This window comes from Thermomonas sp. (assembly GCF_019104945.1).
Classification (GTDB): Bacteria; Pseudomonadota; Gammaproteobacteria; order Xanthomonadales; family Xanthomonadaceae; genus Thermomonas.
Genome location: NZ_JAHRWW010000030.1, coordinates 18244 through 34966, shown reverse-complemented (window position 1 = coordinate 34966; position 16723 = coordinate 18244). Strand labels below are relative to the sequence as shown.

The window sequence follows — 16723 nt, the reverse complement described above, 5'->3', positions numbered from 1 at the left end:
GGGAAGCCGCCTAGCGTTCGTTGTCTAGGGGGCGTATTGAATCGGGCACAAGCTGCGCGCTGTGCTGTTGCATCAGCCGCTGCACGGCAGGTTCGGCGATAAATCCAGACTCCGCACCAGACTGCTTCGCAACACGTTCACGCGCCTGCCGCCCACTGGCGGTTTCGCCGCGCGACTGGCCAATTTCGAACCGAATCTGCACCTGGCCAGCAAGCTGCTGGCCGATGGCATCGCACAGCTGAAGCACCAAACTCGGTGACTTTAGATGTTCTTGCTCGGGTGTCAGTGACAGACGCAGTACGCCCTCACTATGCGCAATAAAGCCTGAATTGTCGGCCAATAATTTTGCTGGCCCTTTCAACCCACTGGCTGCCACCAGTTCCAGCCAGTGCTCAGAGTCTGTGACCAGCAACCCACTCGCCACCGGTGTTGGTGCCAAGATGGGCGCGGATGTTGGAACCGCTGTAACAGGCGTTGGTGGCGGGGCCGCAACGGATGTTGGGGGCGTTGGGGCTGGGCGCGAAGGCGCGGCCGCGTTACTTTCTTCAAACACCGCGCGTGCGCGCGCCGCGGCCTCATTGCGCACCTGCTGTACTGCTTGCGGAGGAGCTTGCGGTGCACTGGCTTGCGCGGCTGCTTGCGTTGGCATTGTTCGCTGCGCCGCTGCTTCCGGGCGGAAGGCCAGCATCCGCAGCAGTGTCATTTCAAACCCGCTACGCGGGCTCGGTGCATAGGCCAAATCACGGCGGCCATTGAGCGCCATTTGATACCAAAGCTGCACAAGTTCCGGACGCAATGCCGCAGCGAGCGCTTCAACGTCAATCGCATCGCTCCCCACGTCCATATCGGGCACCAGCTGCTTGACTTGGATGCGGTGCAGCGCCAACGCGAACGCGTCCAAAATGCTGGCCCAATCGGGCGAAAATTCGGCCAACTGTGCCGCCTCGTTCAGCAGGCGCGCGCCGTCAACATCGGCCAGTGCCGCAAGCAGGGCTTGAATGCGAGTGCGGTCCACCGTACCCAGCATCGAAGCCACAACCGCGCCATCGAGCTTGCCGCCCGCATAGGCGATGGCCTGATCGAGCAATGAAAGACCGTCGCGCAGGCTGCCGTCGGCTGCCTTAGCCAGCTGCGCGATTGCATCGTCATCGGCCTCGATCCCTTCAGCATTCAAAATTTTGCTGATTTGCCCGCGAATCTGCGCTTCATCCAAACGCTTCAAATTGAACTGCAGGCAGCGGCTGAGCACTGTTACCAGTAGCTTTTCCGGGTCGGTAGTGGCAAACAGGAATTTGACGTGCTCCGGCGGTTCTTCTAGCGTCTTCAGCAGCGCGTTGAACGCTGCTTTCGAGAGCATGTGCACTTCGTCGATTAGATAGACCTTATAACGCCCGCGTGACGGCATGTATTGGGCGTTTTCGATCAACTCACGGACGTTGTCCACACCCGTATTGGAGGCGGCGTCGATTTCTAAGAGATCGATATAGCGCCCGGCGTCAATGGCTTGGCAGGTTTCGCACTCGCCGCAAGGGTCAGCGCCGGTGCCACGCTCGCAGTTCAGGCTCTTGGCAAAAATGCGCGCAATGGTGGTTTTACCCACCCCTCGGGTACCGGTGAACAAGAAGGCGTGGTGCACGCGCCCGGTTTCCAAGGCATTGGTGAGCGCACGCACAACGTGCTCTTGGCCAACGAGTTCGGCAAAACGCTTGGGGCGCCACTTACGGGCAAGCACGAGATAAGACATGCCGCCATTGTGGCATGACCACCCGCTTTTCTGCTTTACCCTCCCGTAACTTCACGACAAATTTTTGTTGTGCAGCGCCACAGACCCGGCTAGAATGCGCGGTTCCGGAGAGGTGTCCGAGTGGTTGAAGGAGCACGCCTGGAAAGTGTGTAAGCGTCTAAACCGCGCTTCGGGGGTTCGAATCCCCCTCTCTCCGCCAGACACCACCACTAACCCCGCGTTTTTGCGGGGTTTTTGTTTCCCGTATGACCCCGTCCCATACTTTGTCCCATACCTTGGGCGCGGGTCACCCTCGAGAGTTAGTCCACCACGGCCCACACCTCAGATTCGCCAGCGCTATTCCGCCTCAGCCTCGCCGAACGGCCACCTCAGCGACAAGCCAAACGGATCGTCGGAATCTTCCGCAGGCTGTTTCTTCTTCGCTGGGCTCACGGGTTCATGCGTGTACCGAATCGCCGCAATAGCCGCCTTTACCTGATTAGGACTCGCGTCCACCTTCCCTAGTGCAATGTCCTGCAACAAGGCCAGCATATCCGGCGCACCCTCAACTGATACCGGCGGAACCGGCTTGCGTCCAGCGCCCGCACGCTTGCCACCGTGTTGTTCTCTTGATTTCGTCATATTACCCCTTTCTTTTTATAGGGAAAAATCTCTAAATGGGAACCCGGCGCGGTTTCCGGCGCTGATCGATTGGAATTATTTAGACGCCCCCCGGCACCAGCGGCAGCGGTTAGCCTTATCGCTTGAACCCTTGGGCTGGATCAACGTCCAACCTTGCGCCCCTGCCGGTGTAGGTGCCAATACCAGCGGCAGCAGGTACACACTTTTTGGCAATCAACGTTAAGGCATCTGCAAGCCGCCATGCGGCGCTTTCATAGTTCCCGCTATCCAAGTAGCTGGAAGCATCGCGCGCAAGCTCTGCGGCCTCCTGTGCGCACGTAGGCGGCGGCTGATTGGCCCAATCATCTGCCGACATAAGCCAAGGCGTTGCGTCGGTATCTGGATCTGGATCGGTGCCATTGGTTTTGTGTTCCATTGTGTTGTTTCCTTCTTTGGGATATGCCGACTCACGTCGGGATTGGTGTTGCAGTTTCAGGCTGGCGATTTGGAATGTTTGGCCTTCGTCTTGCCGGGTTTCTTGCTTGTAGGTGCGCTCACCTCTGCGCTGACTTGTGCGCTCTCTTTTCCCCCTATAACCCCCGCTTCGAAGTCGGCGCAGTCGGCGCACTTCTCTGCGTCCAGTGCGCCTAGTGCATCCACTTGTGAAGTCGGCGCAGTCGGCGCAGTCGGCGCAAGCCAAGCAAACGCCCGACCTTCGGCGGTGACTTCCCAAACTTCTTTTTGCTTGCGGTTTTCCATCGTGACATTCACGCGGGCAAGGTGGCCCCGCCTTTCCGCCTCGCGTAGCAAGGTAAACACCTCGGCAGGCTTTCGGCTCCTTGGGAAGGTTGGCTCACTGGCCAGCAGCTTGGCCGCATGGGTGCGGCTGGTGGTGGCGGTGGTGACGTGTTCGCCGCGTTCGGAAAACTCGGCAATCAGTGCCAACAGCGCGCGCGTGTCCAACTCAGCCAGCAGACCAGAATCGGCAGCAGCAGGGCCAGGTTGCGCATGGGACAACTGCGGCAAGCCATCCTCTGGCCAATCCAGCAGCAGCGGCGGGTGAACCTTCCCGAAGTTCGTTTTCTGGTGCGATAGCTTCAGCTCGCCCGATTCATCGCGCACCATGAACAACCGCGAACGCGCGCTGTTATGCCATGCCGTTGAGCCGCTATAGCCCTCGCCATTGGTCGCCTTACCTGCCCGGCTGGTGTTTTTGTCCACATGCGCCAACAGCAGCACAGCAGCATCATTCGCTTTGGCAATGCGCCCCAGTGAACGCATGAACGCGCGCACCTGCCGCCGGTTGATTTCATCACCTCCGAATGTGTCGCTGGCGTTGTCCACGATCACCAGCCCAGCCCCTTCGGCCATCGCCTCCAACTGGGTATAGGTTGGCGTTACGCTCCCCACATCGCGCGCGGTGGTGGTGAACAACTCCGGCGATTCGGTGCCGTCCACGATGACCAAATGCCCTTCAAGCTCTGCCGGTTCAATGAACCATTCCTTGCAGATTGTCTCGAGCCGGTGGCGAACGATTGCCCCGCCATCCTCGAAGCTCGCAAACAGCACGCGGCAGCGTTCGGTTTCAATGCCGAACAATTCCTGCCCGCTGGCCACGGCAACCGCCAGCATTAGCGCAATGGTGCTCTTGCCAGTGCCACCATGCGCGCCCAGCAGCGCCACCACACCACGCGGCAGATACCGGCCCCACACGAAACGCGGCGGCTGGCTTGGATTGGTTAGCACGTCGCCAACCGATACCGGCAGCAGCAACGGTTCCGCTTCCTCGCCCGTGTCCGGCTCACCTTCATGATTCGGTGAAGCCACTCCAGCCGCGTAGGCGCTGGCGAGTGTGGCTGCAATCTCGCCATCATCAAGCCCAGCAGCACGCGCGGCACGGGTCAATACATGATCACACTGACCCCAATCTAACCGCCCAGCAGCGGCCAGCCGTGCAAGCCCGTAGGCGGCGGCGTTGAGTACGTCATTACGCGCACCCTCAGCAGCACTTAGAACGGCGCTTGTGGCGCGTTCCAGCGCGCGCGTGGTGTAAGCGTCGGTAATGCCAGCATTGGCGCTTGCAGCGCGTTCTGCGGCCTCTGGTGCGGGCTTGGAAATAGCAGCAAGCAACCATTGTGGCGCGTCGGCAATCTCCGGCAATTCGCCCGTATCGGGTTGCCAGTCGTTCCAGTGCCAGTTCTTGCCGTCCAGCATTGACGGTTCGGCCACGATGAAGCCGCCAACCGCGCGCACGTCCAACCCCGGCATAACGCCTACGCGATTGCGTAGCATCACGCCTTCGGGCTTCCTGAAAACGATATGACGCCCTCCGCTTGGAGTCTCAGCGGTCAGTGTCGCCGGTAGTTCACCATACTTGGCCTCTAACCCTTCAAGTGTGGCCAACCCATTGGCTTCGTTCTTTACGTCAACATCCAGCACGAAAAGGCCAGCACCAAAGGTCAACCCGATATTGCCGCGATGCGATGCGAACGCCTCCGGTGCGGTGCCAGCCTGCCAGCCCTTGCAGGCCGGGTGCTTGCTGTTTGGCAGAATCGGCAGCGGAATAAACCCTGCCGCCTGATAAATCGCGGCGTAATTTTGCAGGTTGACGTTCATGCTTCCGCCTCCCGTAGCAGCACATAGCGGCCAGCGTTGCGGTGGTGATAGCCGTTTTCGTCGGTGTAGGTTTCGCGTGCGGTCAGAATTACATGCCCTTGTGCGCGCAACTCCAGAACACGCGGCGCAGGGCAAAAGATGCCGTGCTTGCGTAATTCAGCCGTTGAGCATGGCGTTTCACGCAACAACGCCAACACGCGGGCTTGCTGCGCTTTTGTGGCCGTTGATTTGCTATGCTTGGCCTGTGCCTCGCTCGACAGCTTGCACAAGCCCGCACCTAGCCCGTGCGGGTTTTGTTTTTGTGCGGTCATGTCAGGCCGCCTTTGCGGCTTCAACCGCCAGCCGTTCCGGCAAGGTGCGCAGACTGTCCAGATAGACATAGCGCCTCGCGCCTATGGTGAACGTCGCCAACAGGCCAGACTTGGCCAGCTCGAACGCAACGGATCGGCTAATGCCGTGTTCCGCGCAAGCCGTGACTAGCGGCCGATAAGTCGGGATTGCTTCGGGTTGCATTTAATCCACTCCTATCCTTATGGACGGATGGATTGCATACCCTCGAATATGCCCGAGTAAGTCTCCCTACCTTTTCGGGCCTATTCGCCCCTCGGCTTGGCGTCATCCCAGTACCGCAGGAAACTTTTCTTCACGGCTTTGGCATCAATGGGCTCGCCATATTCGGTGTTTAGCCATCTCTCGCCAGCTTGGTATCGCAGGAAGATGTTCTTCACAGTTTTGGCTTCAACGGGCTCGCCATATGTCTCCAACTCGCTGGCAACAACCCGATACGCATCACTGGGCCGCATTTTTTCTTCCAGTAGTTCGCAAACCCGTTGCCATATCCAGAGGTCGCGCCCGCTCTTCTTGGGCCGGTGCGTGCGCGTGACAAGTAGAACCACGTTGGCATCTTCACCAGCAGCAACACGCTCAAACATACTTACAACAAGCTCTAAGCCTTCCTTGTCCAGCGCACCGTATCTAAGTCGGTCGGCAATCTCGGCGCACAGTGCGCGACCAGCGCCTTCCACACCGCCCTGTGCATCGTAAAGATTGAGTAGCGGCGTAATCGCCATATCGCTCACCCTCGCGCCCCTGAAAAGTTCCCGCACCAGCGCCGCAGGGTGAACGGCGTTTTCGCCCCGTCGGGCTAGGTGCGGGTGTTCGGTCAGGCGGTCGCCTGCTTGCGGATCGGTGTCACGGTGCCAGATTGCGCCGGGCCTTGGGTGCAGTACGTCGCCCAATCCTGCATTAGGCGCGCGCGGCGTTCGAGCATGTCACGCCGACGGTAGGCGGCTTCGGTTTTGTCTTTGATCGCATGGGCCAGCGCCATTTCCGCTACGTCACGCGGGTAGGCGGTTTGGTCGCCCGTCCAGTCGCGAAACGTGGAACGGAACCCGTGCGCGGTCAGCCCCGGCCGCATTGCCTTCACAAGGTTTTGCGCGGCGTCGGTGGTCAACGTCGGATTGCGACCACCACCCGGAAAGAGCGCACCATCACGGTGCGGCATCGCCTCGAGCATGGTGACAAGCGCATCGGATAGCGGCACTCGATGTTCTTTGCCCGCCTTCATGCGCTCACCCGGAATCGTCCATAGCTTCGCCTTCAAGTCGATTTCCTCCCAGCGCGCGCCGACGGCTTCACTGGGCCGCGTCGCGGTCAGGATTTGCAGCCGCAGGGACAAACTGGCCAGCGTATTGCGCTTGCTCAGGTCTTGCCAGAACGCGGGCATATCCTCATACGACAATGCCGCGCGTGGTATGACTGTTTTCACCTTCGCCACCTCCGGCAGCAGGTTTTGCAAGTGTCCACGCCAACGGGCCGGGTTTTCGCCACGTCGCAGCCCGCGCGCCTTGGCCATGTCCAGCACGCTTTCAATACGTTGACGGACGCGCGTCGCGGTCTCTGTTTTCGTTGCCCAGATCGGTTCCAGCACACTCAGCACTAGGTCGGTGTCAATTTCATTGACGGGCAGCGGCAGCAGGTCGGCGGCGTAGGCGTCCAACGTGTTGCGCCATTGTTGCGCGTGTTTGGCATTACGCCAGCCCGGCCTGTGCGCCTTGATATAGGCCGCGCAACAGTCGCCGAAGGTCTTTTCTTTGGCGCGCTTCACGCGGGCCGCTTGGACGGCCTCACGGTGCGATTGAATGGGGTCAACGCCCGTTTGCAGTGCAGTGCGCAGCTTGTTGGCTTCCACGCGGGCTTGGGCCAACGTGATGTCATTGAGCGATCCCAGCCCCTTATCGCGTAGCTTGCCGGTCACGCGGTCGCGGTAGCGAAAAATCCAAACGCGCGAGCCGGTCTCCCGCACCAGCAGATACAGCCCCGCGCCGTCGTTGTGCATGGCTGGCGGCAGCTTCAACAGGTGCTTGGCCACCAGCTTTTCCAGCTTCTTTGCCATCGTCCGCCTAACCTCTGTCCCATACTTTGTCCCATACTTTTTACCAAAGTCACGGACGGCACGCAATGGACGCTTGCGGACTAATTATCTCTACAACGTAGGCACGTAGCGGCTTTAAGCATTTAATGAAAAATCGGCACGGACTAGGAAAAACGCTACTTAGGCAGACCCTCTCTCCGCCAGTTATCCAATAGCTAGAGGCTCCGGCCAAGTGGTTCCGGAACTACCCTCCTAAAACATCTGCTACGCCTGATGCGCTGGGCTAGATGGGTGAAAGGGCCTCCCGAAGGGTGGCCTTTTTGTTGCCCAGCCGCTGCAAGTTCTTGGGCGCTGTCCTATGATGCATTCAGCATATATGGCAGCAAACCGATGACGACAAACTTCTCGCTTCAGGCATTCGAGGATAGCGCTCACGACGGCGGCGATTCCCGCTTCTGGTACGCCCATCAGCTCATGGGCTGGCTTGGATACGACTCTTGGCAATCGTTCCAAGGCGTTATCACCAAAGCGATGGGGTCCTGCACTCGCCTCGGGCTCGATCCGACCGAAGCATTCACCCGCGAAGAAGTGATCGAAGGCGGGAAAATCGTCAAGACGTATCGGCTCACACGCTTTGCGTGCCTGCTGGTGTCCATGACGGCCGACTCGAAGAAACAGGAGGTCGCGGAAGCGAAGGCCGCGCTTGCCGCCATCGCAGACACCCTCATCCAACAGCGTGTCGAATCTGCGGATCTCGCTCGCCTCGAAACTCGCGAGGACCTCAAGATCGCCGAAAAGACCATGACCGGTGCTGCGCGGGATGGCGGACTGCAAACCACCGAGTTCGGCATCTTCAAGGACGCCGGCTTTCGCGGCATGTACAACATGAGCCTGCGCGATCTCCAAGCCCTCAAGGGGATGCCACAAGGCAAGACCTTGTATGACTTCATGGGGTTGGAGGAGCTTGCCGGCAACCTGTTCCGCGTGACGCAGACAGCAGCACGAATCAAGAGCAAGAACGTCAGCGGGCTGAACAGCCTACAGCGCACCGCACAAGACGTAGGTAGCGAAGTGCGCCGCATGATGATTCAGAACAGCGGCACCGCGCCTGAGCACCTCGCTATTGAGGAGGACGTCCAGGGCGTCCAGAAGCGCCTCAAGAAAGTTGACCGTGAAATGAAAAAGCTGGACAAGCCAAAGGCGACAAAGAAATCCAAGTGAACGAAGCTGCCGGGGGGGACAGCAAGATGACTGAGAGAAACGATCTACTAGCCTCGATTGCCCATAGCATCCGCACCTACAGGGAAGGCGAGATTCCGCCGCCTACTCCTGCTCATGTTGACCGCTGGGCCAGTCAATTCTCGCCAGACCAACAACTTCCGTTCTTGCGCGAATTCGATCATGTGATCCGACACTCTTTCGTCGAGAGTTCGGACGTGGTCACGTTCTTCGATGAGCTTTTACCTCACACGAACTTGGTTGGAAGTAATCCCGCCGCCTATTGGGCCGCGTCTAATTTTCTTCGCATCCAACAAGACGGCCAAAGTCAGAAGCATATGACTGCCTTGCTTGGCGAGCGTCTCAAGGCGCAATTCAATCTGGATATCGCAAAATGCGGATCGGCGAATGGCGATTTCATCTATCTTGATGATGTTCTTTTCTCCGGCAACCGAATCGCAAGCGACCTTGAAAAGTGGATCGCCAACGACGCCCCGAAGAAAGCGGTAGTGCAAATTATCTTGATCGCCTTCCACACTGGAGGGCAGTACTACCTGAGTAGCAAGCGCCTGAAGAAAGCTATTGCAGACTCAAAGAAAGACATAACCGTCAACTTTTGGCGGATTCTTGAAGTTCAGAATCAAGCGTATTGGAAATACACCTCCGATGTACTGTGGCCTTCGAGTATTCCGGCCATACCGGAAGTCCAAGCCTACGTCGCCAGCGAGCAGCGCTATCCCCACCAATTGAGACAACCCGGCGGAAAGACAATGTTCTTCTCTTCTGAGGAAGGGAGGCAGGTGCTGGAACAAGAGTTCTTGATCGCGGGAGTCAAGATCAGAGGCAAAATCGCAAACCCAAAAAGCGTGCTTCGCCCACTCGGCTTCAGCATGTTCGGAGTAGGATTCGGATCGCTAATAGCGACTTACAGGAACTGTCCAAACAATTGCCCGCTGGCGCTTTGGTGGGGCGATCCCGATGCAAAAACTGGCCCGTTTAGCTGGTACCCCCTCCTTCCAAGAAAGACATACGCATCCGCTGAAAATGTGTTCGGTAAGCCAGATGATTTCTGAGACAAACAAAAACCTTCGCGAGTATCTCCGCTCTGAATCTGTGGTGGTTCACAAGACAAAGGAGAGTTTCGGCGGTTTGTCCAACATGGCCGCAGGCTTCCCCCTGCGTATCAACGGGTTCAGGGTTCCAACAAGTGAGGCGCTCTACCAAGCATGTCGATTCCCCGACCTGCCCGACGTGCAACGGGAGATCATTGCGCAACACAGCCCGATGACCGCGAAGATGAAGGGGAAGCCCCACAGAAGGGCCACCCGAAGCGATTGGGATAACGTTCGTCACAAGGTGATGCGCTGGTGCTTGAGAGTGAAGCTCGCACAGCACTACAAGGAGTTTGGTCGTCTGCTCCTCGCCACCAAGGAAAAGCCCATCGTTGAGCAGTCGAGAAAGGACGAGTACTGGGGCGCAATCCTCATGCAGGACGGCGAAACATTGATGGGCGAAAATGTACTCGGTCGCCTCCTCATGGAGCTTAGAGAGGCGTTGAAAAAGGACACCGACGAGCAACTCCGGTTCGTGCCGCCGCTGCGGATTCCGAACTTCACGCTCTACGGCGAGCCCATTGAAGCGATTGGAGCACCGGGGGCCACCACTTTCAGCGACGAGCCTCAGGAACTGGGCGAACAGCCGCCTCTGCTCTAGCCCATCACGGGAAAATCCACCACAGCACGAGTCGCTAACCTCGGGAGGTGTGGATATGCCCGGCCACGAGGCCGTCCAGCAAATCGGGGATGAACTCACCTGCCAAACGTAAAAATCAATGCACCTGAAGGCTAGAACGGCTTCCATTTGCGCCAATCGGGTATTGATTGACCATTCGCTGGCTGGGTAGTTTCCGGCGCAGGCGCCACAGGCTGGACTAACGTACTCTGCTGAACATTAACTTGTGTCTTTACAACAGGTGCGCTCGTGTAGGTCATCCTATCGGCAGCTTGATTTGTACTATTTACGATCATATTCGCACTGGCCCATGCTGCGGCGTACTGGCGTTGGGCGCGCTGCATAGAAGCGGCGTCATTGCGCTCGCCATAGCCAATGACCTTGCCACCCATCATCTGGACCCAGTATTCACGCGTGTCGCTACCGTCTGTATCTAGGAACGACGATGCGAGGCAGTAAAACAGAACCTTAGAGTCTTCCGGTCCACTTTCTGCACTAACTGGCTTGCCGATCAGCTTGGTCACTTCATCCAGCGTCATCCCTTTATCAATCAAGGGAAAGTTGGTGTTCTTTCGGCAAAGTGCCGAGACGCCACCCACTGCCGATGCAAGTAAAAGAGACACCGATACAATCAGCAACGCGCGCATGGAAAGCCTCCTCTCATCCGCCAAGTGGAAATCATATGCCTACGTGGTTTCAATGTCACCCTAGTGAAAACAGAGTGGCTATGCCACAAACACCGGCCAGCGGTCCACAATTTTGCCGCCGCGCAAAATGACGAGATCGCCAAACTCCAGCAGTACCGATTCGCTGATTTGCGGGCGGTAGAACACCTGATCGCCGACGCTTAACCCCGTTGCAGGGGAGCCGTTCACAATTTCTTGGTTGGCGCTGTGGCCAAACAGCGCGTTGAACTGCAAACCCTTGGGGGATTCGTAGTCGGCGCGCCACCAGCCACCGTAGGTGAAATAGGTTTCGCGCTGATTGGGGTCCCACCATGAAAAAATTCGTGAGCGTTGATCAATGGCAGGCAGCATAATGGGGCCTACTTTCTTCAATACAGGTGTGGCGATAAACGCAGCGGGCACGTGCGCTTTTAGGGTTTCAATATCGTAATGGGTGGGCTTGAGCAGCGCCGTGCCCACGCTAATATCGTTACTCAAAGCCTCACCCGCGTGCAGCGCATAGCTTGGGCTACCGCCTGCATTGAGTGTGAGGCCATCACGCCACAGTGCCGCATATTCACTGCGGGCAAAATCGACAAAGCCTTGGTAGCGCACCATCGCTTTCGCGAGTAGTTCTTGCGGGCTGCCTAAAATAGGCGGGACACCCATGCCCACATGCGCGTCGTAGCCCATAAACCCTGATAACGTTAGGTATTGCGGGTGCGCAGCGATTACATCAAGCATGGCCTTGAGTTCCGCATTGTTGCGCGCACCGCCGCGATGCAGGCCCACATCGATCTCAAGACTCGCCAATAGAGTCGTTCCAAGTCCTTTGGCAAGCTCGACATACTCCAACAACCGCTGCGGTGTATCGAATAACCATTGCAATTGCTTCGTAGGGTTGAACTCACCCTTTAAGTCTTGGTAGAAACGCGTCGCTGCCTGCACAGGCAGAGGCTTGCCCATCAAAATTTCAAAATGCGGAAAAATTTCTGCATCATGGTTGAGAAACGGCTGGTGGAATGACATCAATCGATGCGAACCAGAGCGCTTTGCAATGTAGTCAATCAGTTTTGGCGAAGGCAGCGATTTTTCGACAATGCGATAGTGCTTATTGGCTGAATTAAGCGTGTGCATGACCTGATCAAGGTTTTGATCGAGGCGATCAAGATCAATCACCAACACAGGCTCCATCGGCCCGTTACGCTTAAGCTCTTCGTTCAGTGCACGAAAATAGGGTAAATATGGCGCGCCGTGGTCACTCGGTTTTGCCCACCACAGCGCAGCGACTCCTAAGCCTGCGGCACCTAATACAAAATTTCGACGTTTCATCTTCAATACACCTCTACGAAACGCTGCGCACGCGCAACGCCAGTAAGCCGCCAAACAAAGTCACAAGCGCAGTGACAACATACAGTGCCGGGTAGCCACCCAGCCGCGTCACCAGCACCGCCGCCACGGCTGGGCCAAGCACCTGCGGCGCCGAGTTTGCGATATTAAGAACACCCAAATCTTTTCCGCGCGCGCTGGCTGCGGGTAATAACTGTGACATCAGCGCCTGCTCCACGGCCACGTAGATACCATAGCCAAGCCCAAGCAAGGTTGCGGCCAGCATCGCCACCGTCCAATCTGGCCACAGCCCCAGCAGTAGCGCGGCCAGCGCCATCATTGCGCTACCCAGAACGATATTGCGTTTGCGCCGCCCCGATCGATCCGACCAATAGCCACTTAAAAGCGCGCCTACCACCACACCTGCCGTGTACACCACAACCAAAATGATCAACCCATCTTCCGACGTTTTGCCCGGGAACAAGCGTTCGTAGCCAATCGCGTCACGCAAAAAGTACAGTAGATACAGCGTGCCGAGTGCCGACCCTAATTGCACTAAAAAGCGCATACACCATGCGCGTAAAAAATCCGGGTGTTGCTGCGGAGGAACCCAAAAACCTTGCAAGAATGCGCGCCATCGCCACGGCGCTAACTGCGATGGCTGCAAGTGGGTATTTCCTACCAGCAGCAAAAAGGGCAGCACGCAAACGAGTAGCGCTAATGCCACAGCAGCGTAGCCCGGGCTGATTCCCACTACGCAAGCTGTTACCAGTAGTGTTCCCACCACAACGCCAAGGGGCTGCGTGATACCTGTCCACGCACTGCACGAAGCGCGCTGCGCAACAGGCACTTGATCTGGCAGTTCGGCCATTAACGCTGCCAGCAATGCATTAAGCGCAAACTGCGCCACGCACCACCACAGGATGACGCCCACCAGCGTAGTTTGCTTACCTAAAAGCACCAGCGCCAATGCGCCTAACGCCATTCCGAAGAGGCTCCACGGCTTGCGCCGCCCCCAGTGCAGCGTGGTGCGGTCCGACCACGCGCCACATAGCGGGTTTGCAAGCAGCGCCACCAGCGCCCCTGCACCCGTTACCCAACCAAGTGCGGCCTCTTTGTGCAGCGGTGCAATCTGCTCCATCTGCTGCGCTAGTAATACTTGAATAGGCGCAAAGAACGCCATCCACAACCCTAAAAACGCGAGCGAATAGCTAGCAACAAAGCGTCTTCCCACGCGCTGCTGCGGTTCGGATAAAGCGTCTTGCACGCGCGTTCCTTGCGTACTCATCGCTGCGCCGCAATCCAATTGTGATACCAGCGGTACGAGGCCTTGGGCGTGCGCTTTTGAGTTTCAAAATCCACATGCACCAACCCAAAACGCGTTCGATACCCTTCCGCCCATTCGAAATTATCCAAAATAGACCAGACAAAGTACCCCCGCACATCCACACCTTCGGCCATCGTTTGCTTCAGCACTTCTAAATGTTGCTGCATATAGGCAATGCGCCGCGGGTCTTCAATCTGCCCCTGTGCATCTAGTTCATCGGGGAACGCGGAGCCATTCTCAGTAATGACAATGGGTGGAAGTGTGTCGCCGTAGCGCTGCTTCAGCCCAAGGAGCACCTCGCGCAGCCCCGATGGGTCCACCGGCCAGCCCATCGCAGTTCGTTCAAAATGTGGCGGTGGGTCAGCCTCTTCAATGGGCACATCACTGTGTAACGACGTGGCGCGCACGTATTGTGGGTTGTAGAAATTGACGCCTAGAAAATCAATCGGCTGAGCGATCATCGCAAGGTCACCCTCGCGCAAGGCGCTACGGTCTTGCCGCAACAGCGCCAGCCCGCGCGGGTAGCGCCCAAGCAATAGTGGGTCGGTGTGCATGCGGTCATGCACGGTATCGAGCATCCACGCGGCTAGACGGTCGCGCAGTCGCCACGAAGCAGGCCGTGCACGCTGCATGCTTTGTGCAATGCCCACTTGCGCCGTTTTAGGAATATGAGTGCGTAACGCCTGCACCGCCATGCCGTGCGATAACAACAAATGATGCACCACGTCAAAAATCCCTAGACCATTTGTTTCGCCTGGCGCATGCACACCTAGCGCGTGACCAAGCACCGAATGTTCAAAAGTCTCGTTATGGGTGATCCAGCGCGGCACACGGTCGCCTAAGTGCTTGGCCATGATCGCCGCATAATCGGCAAAGCGCGCGCAGGTGTCACGATGATGCCAGCCACCGCGATCTTGCAATGCCTGCGGCAAATCCCAGTGGTATAGCGTGGGGGTTGGTTGAATGCCGCGCGCCAAGAGCGCATCGACTAGACGCGAATAAAAATCGAGCCCCGCCTGATTGGGCTTGCCTTGCCCATCCGGCTGCACGCGCGACCATGCAATCGAGAAGCGATAGCTATCAACACCGAGATTCGCGATGAGATCAACGTCTTCTTGATAGCGATGATAATGATCACAGGCAACGTCGGCATGTTCACCTCGCGCAATGCTTCCCTGCTTATGGCAAAACGTATCCCATACGGAAACGCCGCGCCCGTCTTCCGCAGTTGCGCCTTCGATCTGAAACGCCGAGGCCGACACTCCCCAAATAAAATCATGTGGGAATTGCGGCCCTTGCGCACCAGCCATCAGGCAACCCCCAAGACAGAGCGCAGATGCGCGTTCAAAAATTTTCCTTGTGGATCGAGCGATTCACGCACCGCGAGAAAGTCTTTCCAGTGCGGATACAGCGGCGCAAGCAAACGTGCGTTCAATGTATGCAATTTTCCCCAATGCGGGCGACCATCGTATTTCCAAAAAATGGGCTCGATCTGCGCAAAGACATTGTGATAATCCATTCGATAGAACTGATGAAACGAAATTGCGCAGGTATCACGCCCTTGAAACATCGAGAGCATGGAGCTATCGCGTTTGACGTAGCGATATTCAATCGGGAAAAAGCTATCCACTTTGTTCTTGCGCACCTTTGCCATAATTTCCCGCAAACAGGCAGGCCCGGCCTCAGCAGGAACTTCGTACTCCATCTCGTTAAAACGTACATCGCGTACATTGGCGAAGACTTTGTAGGAATCGTCGATCACCTCCGGAAAAGACACCGCGTGTTTGACCAAGAAATTGATCATCCCCGCATAGATGCGCGGCGAGTTTTTCCATTCCAAATGCACGCGCTGCAATAGCGCGACTTTATCCACATCGCCACCCGGCTCTTTGGGAATGACACGTGCATCCTTGGTCTCGTCCATCGTCATGGCAACGGCGGTATCGGCGTGCAGCAACACATTCATTTCGAAATGCTGGTGCTCACGCAGCAGGCGCGGCATGTCCTCGAGCAGCTCTTCAAACCGCTGCACCCACTCGCGGCGATGCAGTTTGAAGGCGCGGCGATTTTGCAAACGCACCCGTGTAATCACACCTAATGCACCCAGCGAGCAGCGTGCCGCATCAAAAATTTCCGGATGCTGCTGGGCGCTGCAGTCGATGCTATCGCCATTGGCGGTGAGCAGGCGCAGCCCTACTACTTGATCCGAATACGAGCCAAAACGCGGCCCCGTGCCATGCGTGGAGGTGGCAATCGCTCCTGCAAGCGTTTGGTAGTCGATATCCGCCATATTGGGAAGCGCAAGCCCCGCCTGCTTTAGCGGTGCGCCCATTTGCGACATCGGCGTCCCTGCCCACCACTCTGATTGCAATGTCTTTGCATCATGCGTGATCATGCCGCGCAAATTACCGAGCGATAGCACGCTGCCATCGGTTGGAACCAGTGCGCTAAACGAGTGCCCGCTGCCTACTGGGCGCACGGCTCCTGTTGCGGCCCGCAAAAACTGTGCAAGCTGCTCCTCACTTGCAGGGGCAACCCGCGCTGCAGGCAGGCACGACTGCGCGCCTGACCAATTCTTCCACGGCATCGCACGGAAGCCTTTCGCTTCGCCCCTGCCTAGTAGGCTGAGTAGCCCTAACGCGCCAACGCTCTGCAATAACTGTCGCCGACTCGCGTGCATGCTCATTCGTCCTTTATTTTGGCGTTCGCCATGTATTCGATCAGCGCAACGTATTGCTCTTCCGTACAGTCGGCGCAGGCCCCCATCGGTGGCATTCCGTTAAACCCGTTGATCGTGTGATCCAGTAGCACCTCGCGCCCTTGGGCAATCCGCGGCGCCCATGCGCCCCGATCACGCGCCAGTGGCGCACCCGTCGTTGCGGCATTGCTATGGCATACAGAGCAGCTGCGCTGATAGACCGGCTCTAGCGCGGGGTCTAACCCCACCTCAACCGCGCTCGCCTGCTGCGCTGTAGAAGGCATAGCGGCATCTTGCGGGCCACAACCAGAAACAGCCGCAGCTAAGAACAGCACTGCAGCGACAGACTTCAAAATTTCCACACAACCCCCTTTCCCCTTCGGCGTGCTCACTGCACCATGCAGAACAGCGAAAAAACAGG

The 16723-nt window shown here is 57.5% G+C and carries 17 protein-coding genes and 1 tRNA gene; 4 read left to right on the top strand and 14 right to left on the bottom strand.

Going from position 1 to position 16723, the window contains the following annotated elements; all coding sequences use genetic code 11:
* Window positions 1-10 precede the first annotated feature (10 nt).
* Window positions 11-1744, bottom strand: a complete 1734-nt coding sequence (gene dnaX / locus KUL77_RS07865; RefSeq protein ID WP_297145411.1) for a DNA polymerase III subunit gamma/tau — start codon at window positions 1742-1744, stop codon at window positions 11-13.
* Window positions 1745-1850: 106 nt separating this feature from the next.
* On the opposite strand from dnaX, the gene KUL77_RS07860 reads away from it, so the two are divergent.
* A tRNA-Ser gene (locus tag KUL77_RS07860) sits at window positions 1851-1943 on the top strand.
* Between the two features lie 137 nt (window positions 1944-2080).
* Here the strand turns inward: KUL77_RS07860 and KUL77_RS07855 are convergent.
* From KUL77_RS07855 to KUL77_RS07825, 7 genes are all read right to left on the bottom strand, one after another.
* Complete coding sequence (locus KUL77_RS07855; protein WP_297145409.1) at window positions 2081-2365, bottom strand: hypothetical protein; 285 nt, start codon at window positions 2363-2365, stop codon at window positions 2081-2083.
* A 115-nt stretch (window positions 2366-2480) separates the two neighbouring features.
* A complete protein-coding gene (locus KUL77_RS07850; RefSeq protein ID WP_297145407.1) occupies window positions 2481-2780 on the bottom strand; it encodes a hypothetical protein in 300 nt (99 codons plus the stop codon).
* A 56-nt stretch (window positions 2781-2836) separates the two neighbouring features.
* Window positions 2837-4960, bottom strand: a complete 2124-nt coding sequence (locus tag KUL77_RS07845) for an AAA family ATPase (RefSeq protein ID WP_297145404.1) — start codon at window positions 4958-4960, stop codon at window positions 2837-2839.
* Window positions 4957-5271 carry a helix-turn-helix domain-containing protein gene (locus KUL77_RS07840; protein ID WP_297145402.1) on the bottom strand — a complete coding sequence of 105 codons (315 nt, stop codon included), beginning with the start codon at window positions 5269-5271 and terminating at the stop codon, window positions 4957-4959. Before KUL77_RS07840 ends, KUL77_RS07845 begins: the two co-directional genes overlap by 4 nt.
* A gap of 1 nt (window position 5272) precedes the next feature.
* A complete protein-coding gene (locus KUL77_RS07835) occupies window positions 5273-5473 on the bottom strand; it encodes a hypothetical protein (RefSeq protein WP_297145401.1) in 201 nt (66 codons plus the stop codon).
* A gap of 80 nt (window positions 5474-5553) precedes the next feature.
* Window positions 5554-6039 carry a hypothetical protein gene (locus tag KUL77_RS07830; protein WP_297145398.1) on the bottom strand — a complete coding sequence of 162 codons (486 nt, stop codon included), beginning with the start codon at window positions 6037-6039 and terminating at the stop codon, window positions 5554-5556.
* Between the two features lie 83 nt (window positions 6040-6122).
* Window positions 6123-7355: an integrase arm-type DNA-binding domain-containing protein gene (locus KUL77_RS07825; RefSeq protein ID WP_297145395.1), complete on the bottom strand. Its 1233-nt coding sequence runs from the start codon at window positions 7353-7355 to the stop codon at window positions 6123-6125.
* Window positions 7356-7724: 369 nt separating this feature from the next.
* Between KUL77_RS07825 and KUL77_RS07820 the strand changes: the two genes are divergently transcribed.
* From KUL77_RS07820 to KUL77_RS07810, 3 genes are read left to right on the top strand one after another with little or no spacing between them, the layout of a single operon-like run.
* Entirely contained in the window at window positions 7725-8555 is an 831-nt protein-coding gene (locus tag KUL77_RS07820) for a hypothetical protein (protein WP_297145393.1), read from the top strand.
* On the top strand, window positions 8552-9625 hold the full coding sequence (locus KUL77_RS07815; RefSeq protein ID WP_297145390.1) for a hypothetical protein: 1074 nt from the start codon (window positions 8552-8554) through the stop codon (window positions 9623-9625). Before KUL77_RS07820 ends, KUL77_RS07815 begins: the two co-directional genes overlap by 4 nt.
* Window positions 9615-10265: an NADAR family protein gene (locus KUL77_RS07810; RefSeq protein WP_297145387.1), complete on the top strand. Its 651-nt coding sequence runs from the start codon at window positions 9615-9617 to the stop codon at window positions 10263-10265. Before KUL77_RS07815 ends, KUL77_RS07810 begins: the two co-directional genes overlap by 11 nt.
* A gap of 131 nt (window positions 10266-10396) precedes the next feature.
* Here KUL77_RS07810 and KUL77_RS07805 read toward each other — a convergent pair whose 3' ends face one another.
* From KUL77_RS07805 to KUL77_RS07780, 6 genes are all read right to left on the bottom strand, one after another.
* Window positions 10397-10930: a hypothetical protein gene (locus KUL77_RS07805; RefSeq protein ID WP_297145384.1), complete on the bottom strand. Its 534-nt coding sequence runs from the start codon at window positions 10928-10930 to the stop codon at window positions 10397-10399.
* Between the two features lie 78 nt (window positions 10931-11008).
* Window positions 11009-12280, bottom strand: a complete 1272-nt coding sequence (locus KUL77_RS07800; protein WP_297145381.1) for a DSD1 family PLP-dependent enzyme — start codon at window positions 12278-12280, stop codon at window positions 11009-11011.
* Between the two features lie 13 nt (window positions 12281-12293).
* Window positions 12294-13565, bottom strand: coding sequence for an MFS transporter (locus KUL77_RS07795; protein ID WP_297145380.1), 1272 nt, complete (start codon window positions 13563-13565; stop codon window positions 12294-12296).
* Complete coding sequence (locus KUL77_RS07790) at window positions 13562-14914, bottom strand: GH1 family beta-glucosidase (protein WP_297145378.1); 1353 nt, start codon at window positions 14912-14914, stop codon at window positions 13562-13564. The genes KUL77_RS07795 and KUL77_RS07790 overlap by 4 nt, the downstream gene beginning before the upstream one ends.
* Window positions 14914-16290 carry a D-arabinono-1,4-lactone oxidase gene (locus tag KUL77_RS07785; protein WP_297145375.1) on the bottom strand — a complete coding sequence of 459 codons (1377 nt, stop codon included), beginning with the start codon at window positions 16288-16290 and terminating at the stop codon, window positions 14914-14916. Before KUL77_RS07785 ends, KUL77_RS07790 begins: the two co-directional genes overlap by 1 nt.
* Complete coding sequence (locus KUL77_RS07780; protein ID WP_297145372.1) at window positions 16287-16664, bottom strand: c-type cytochrome; 378 nt, start codon at window positions 16662-16664, stop codon at window positions 16287-16289. Before KUL77_RS07780 ends, KUL77_RS07785 begins: the two co-directional genes overlap by 4 nt.
* Between the last annotated feature and the right edge of the window lie 59 nt (window positions 16665-16723).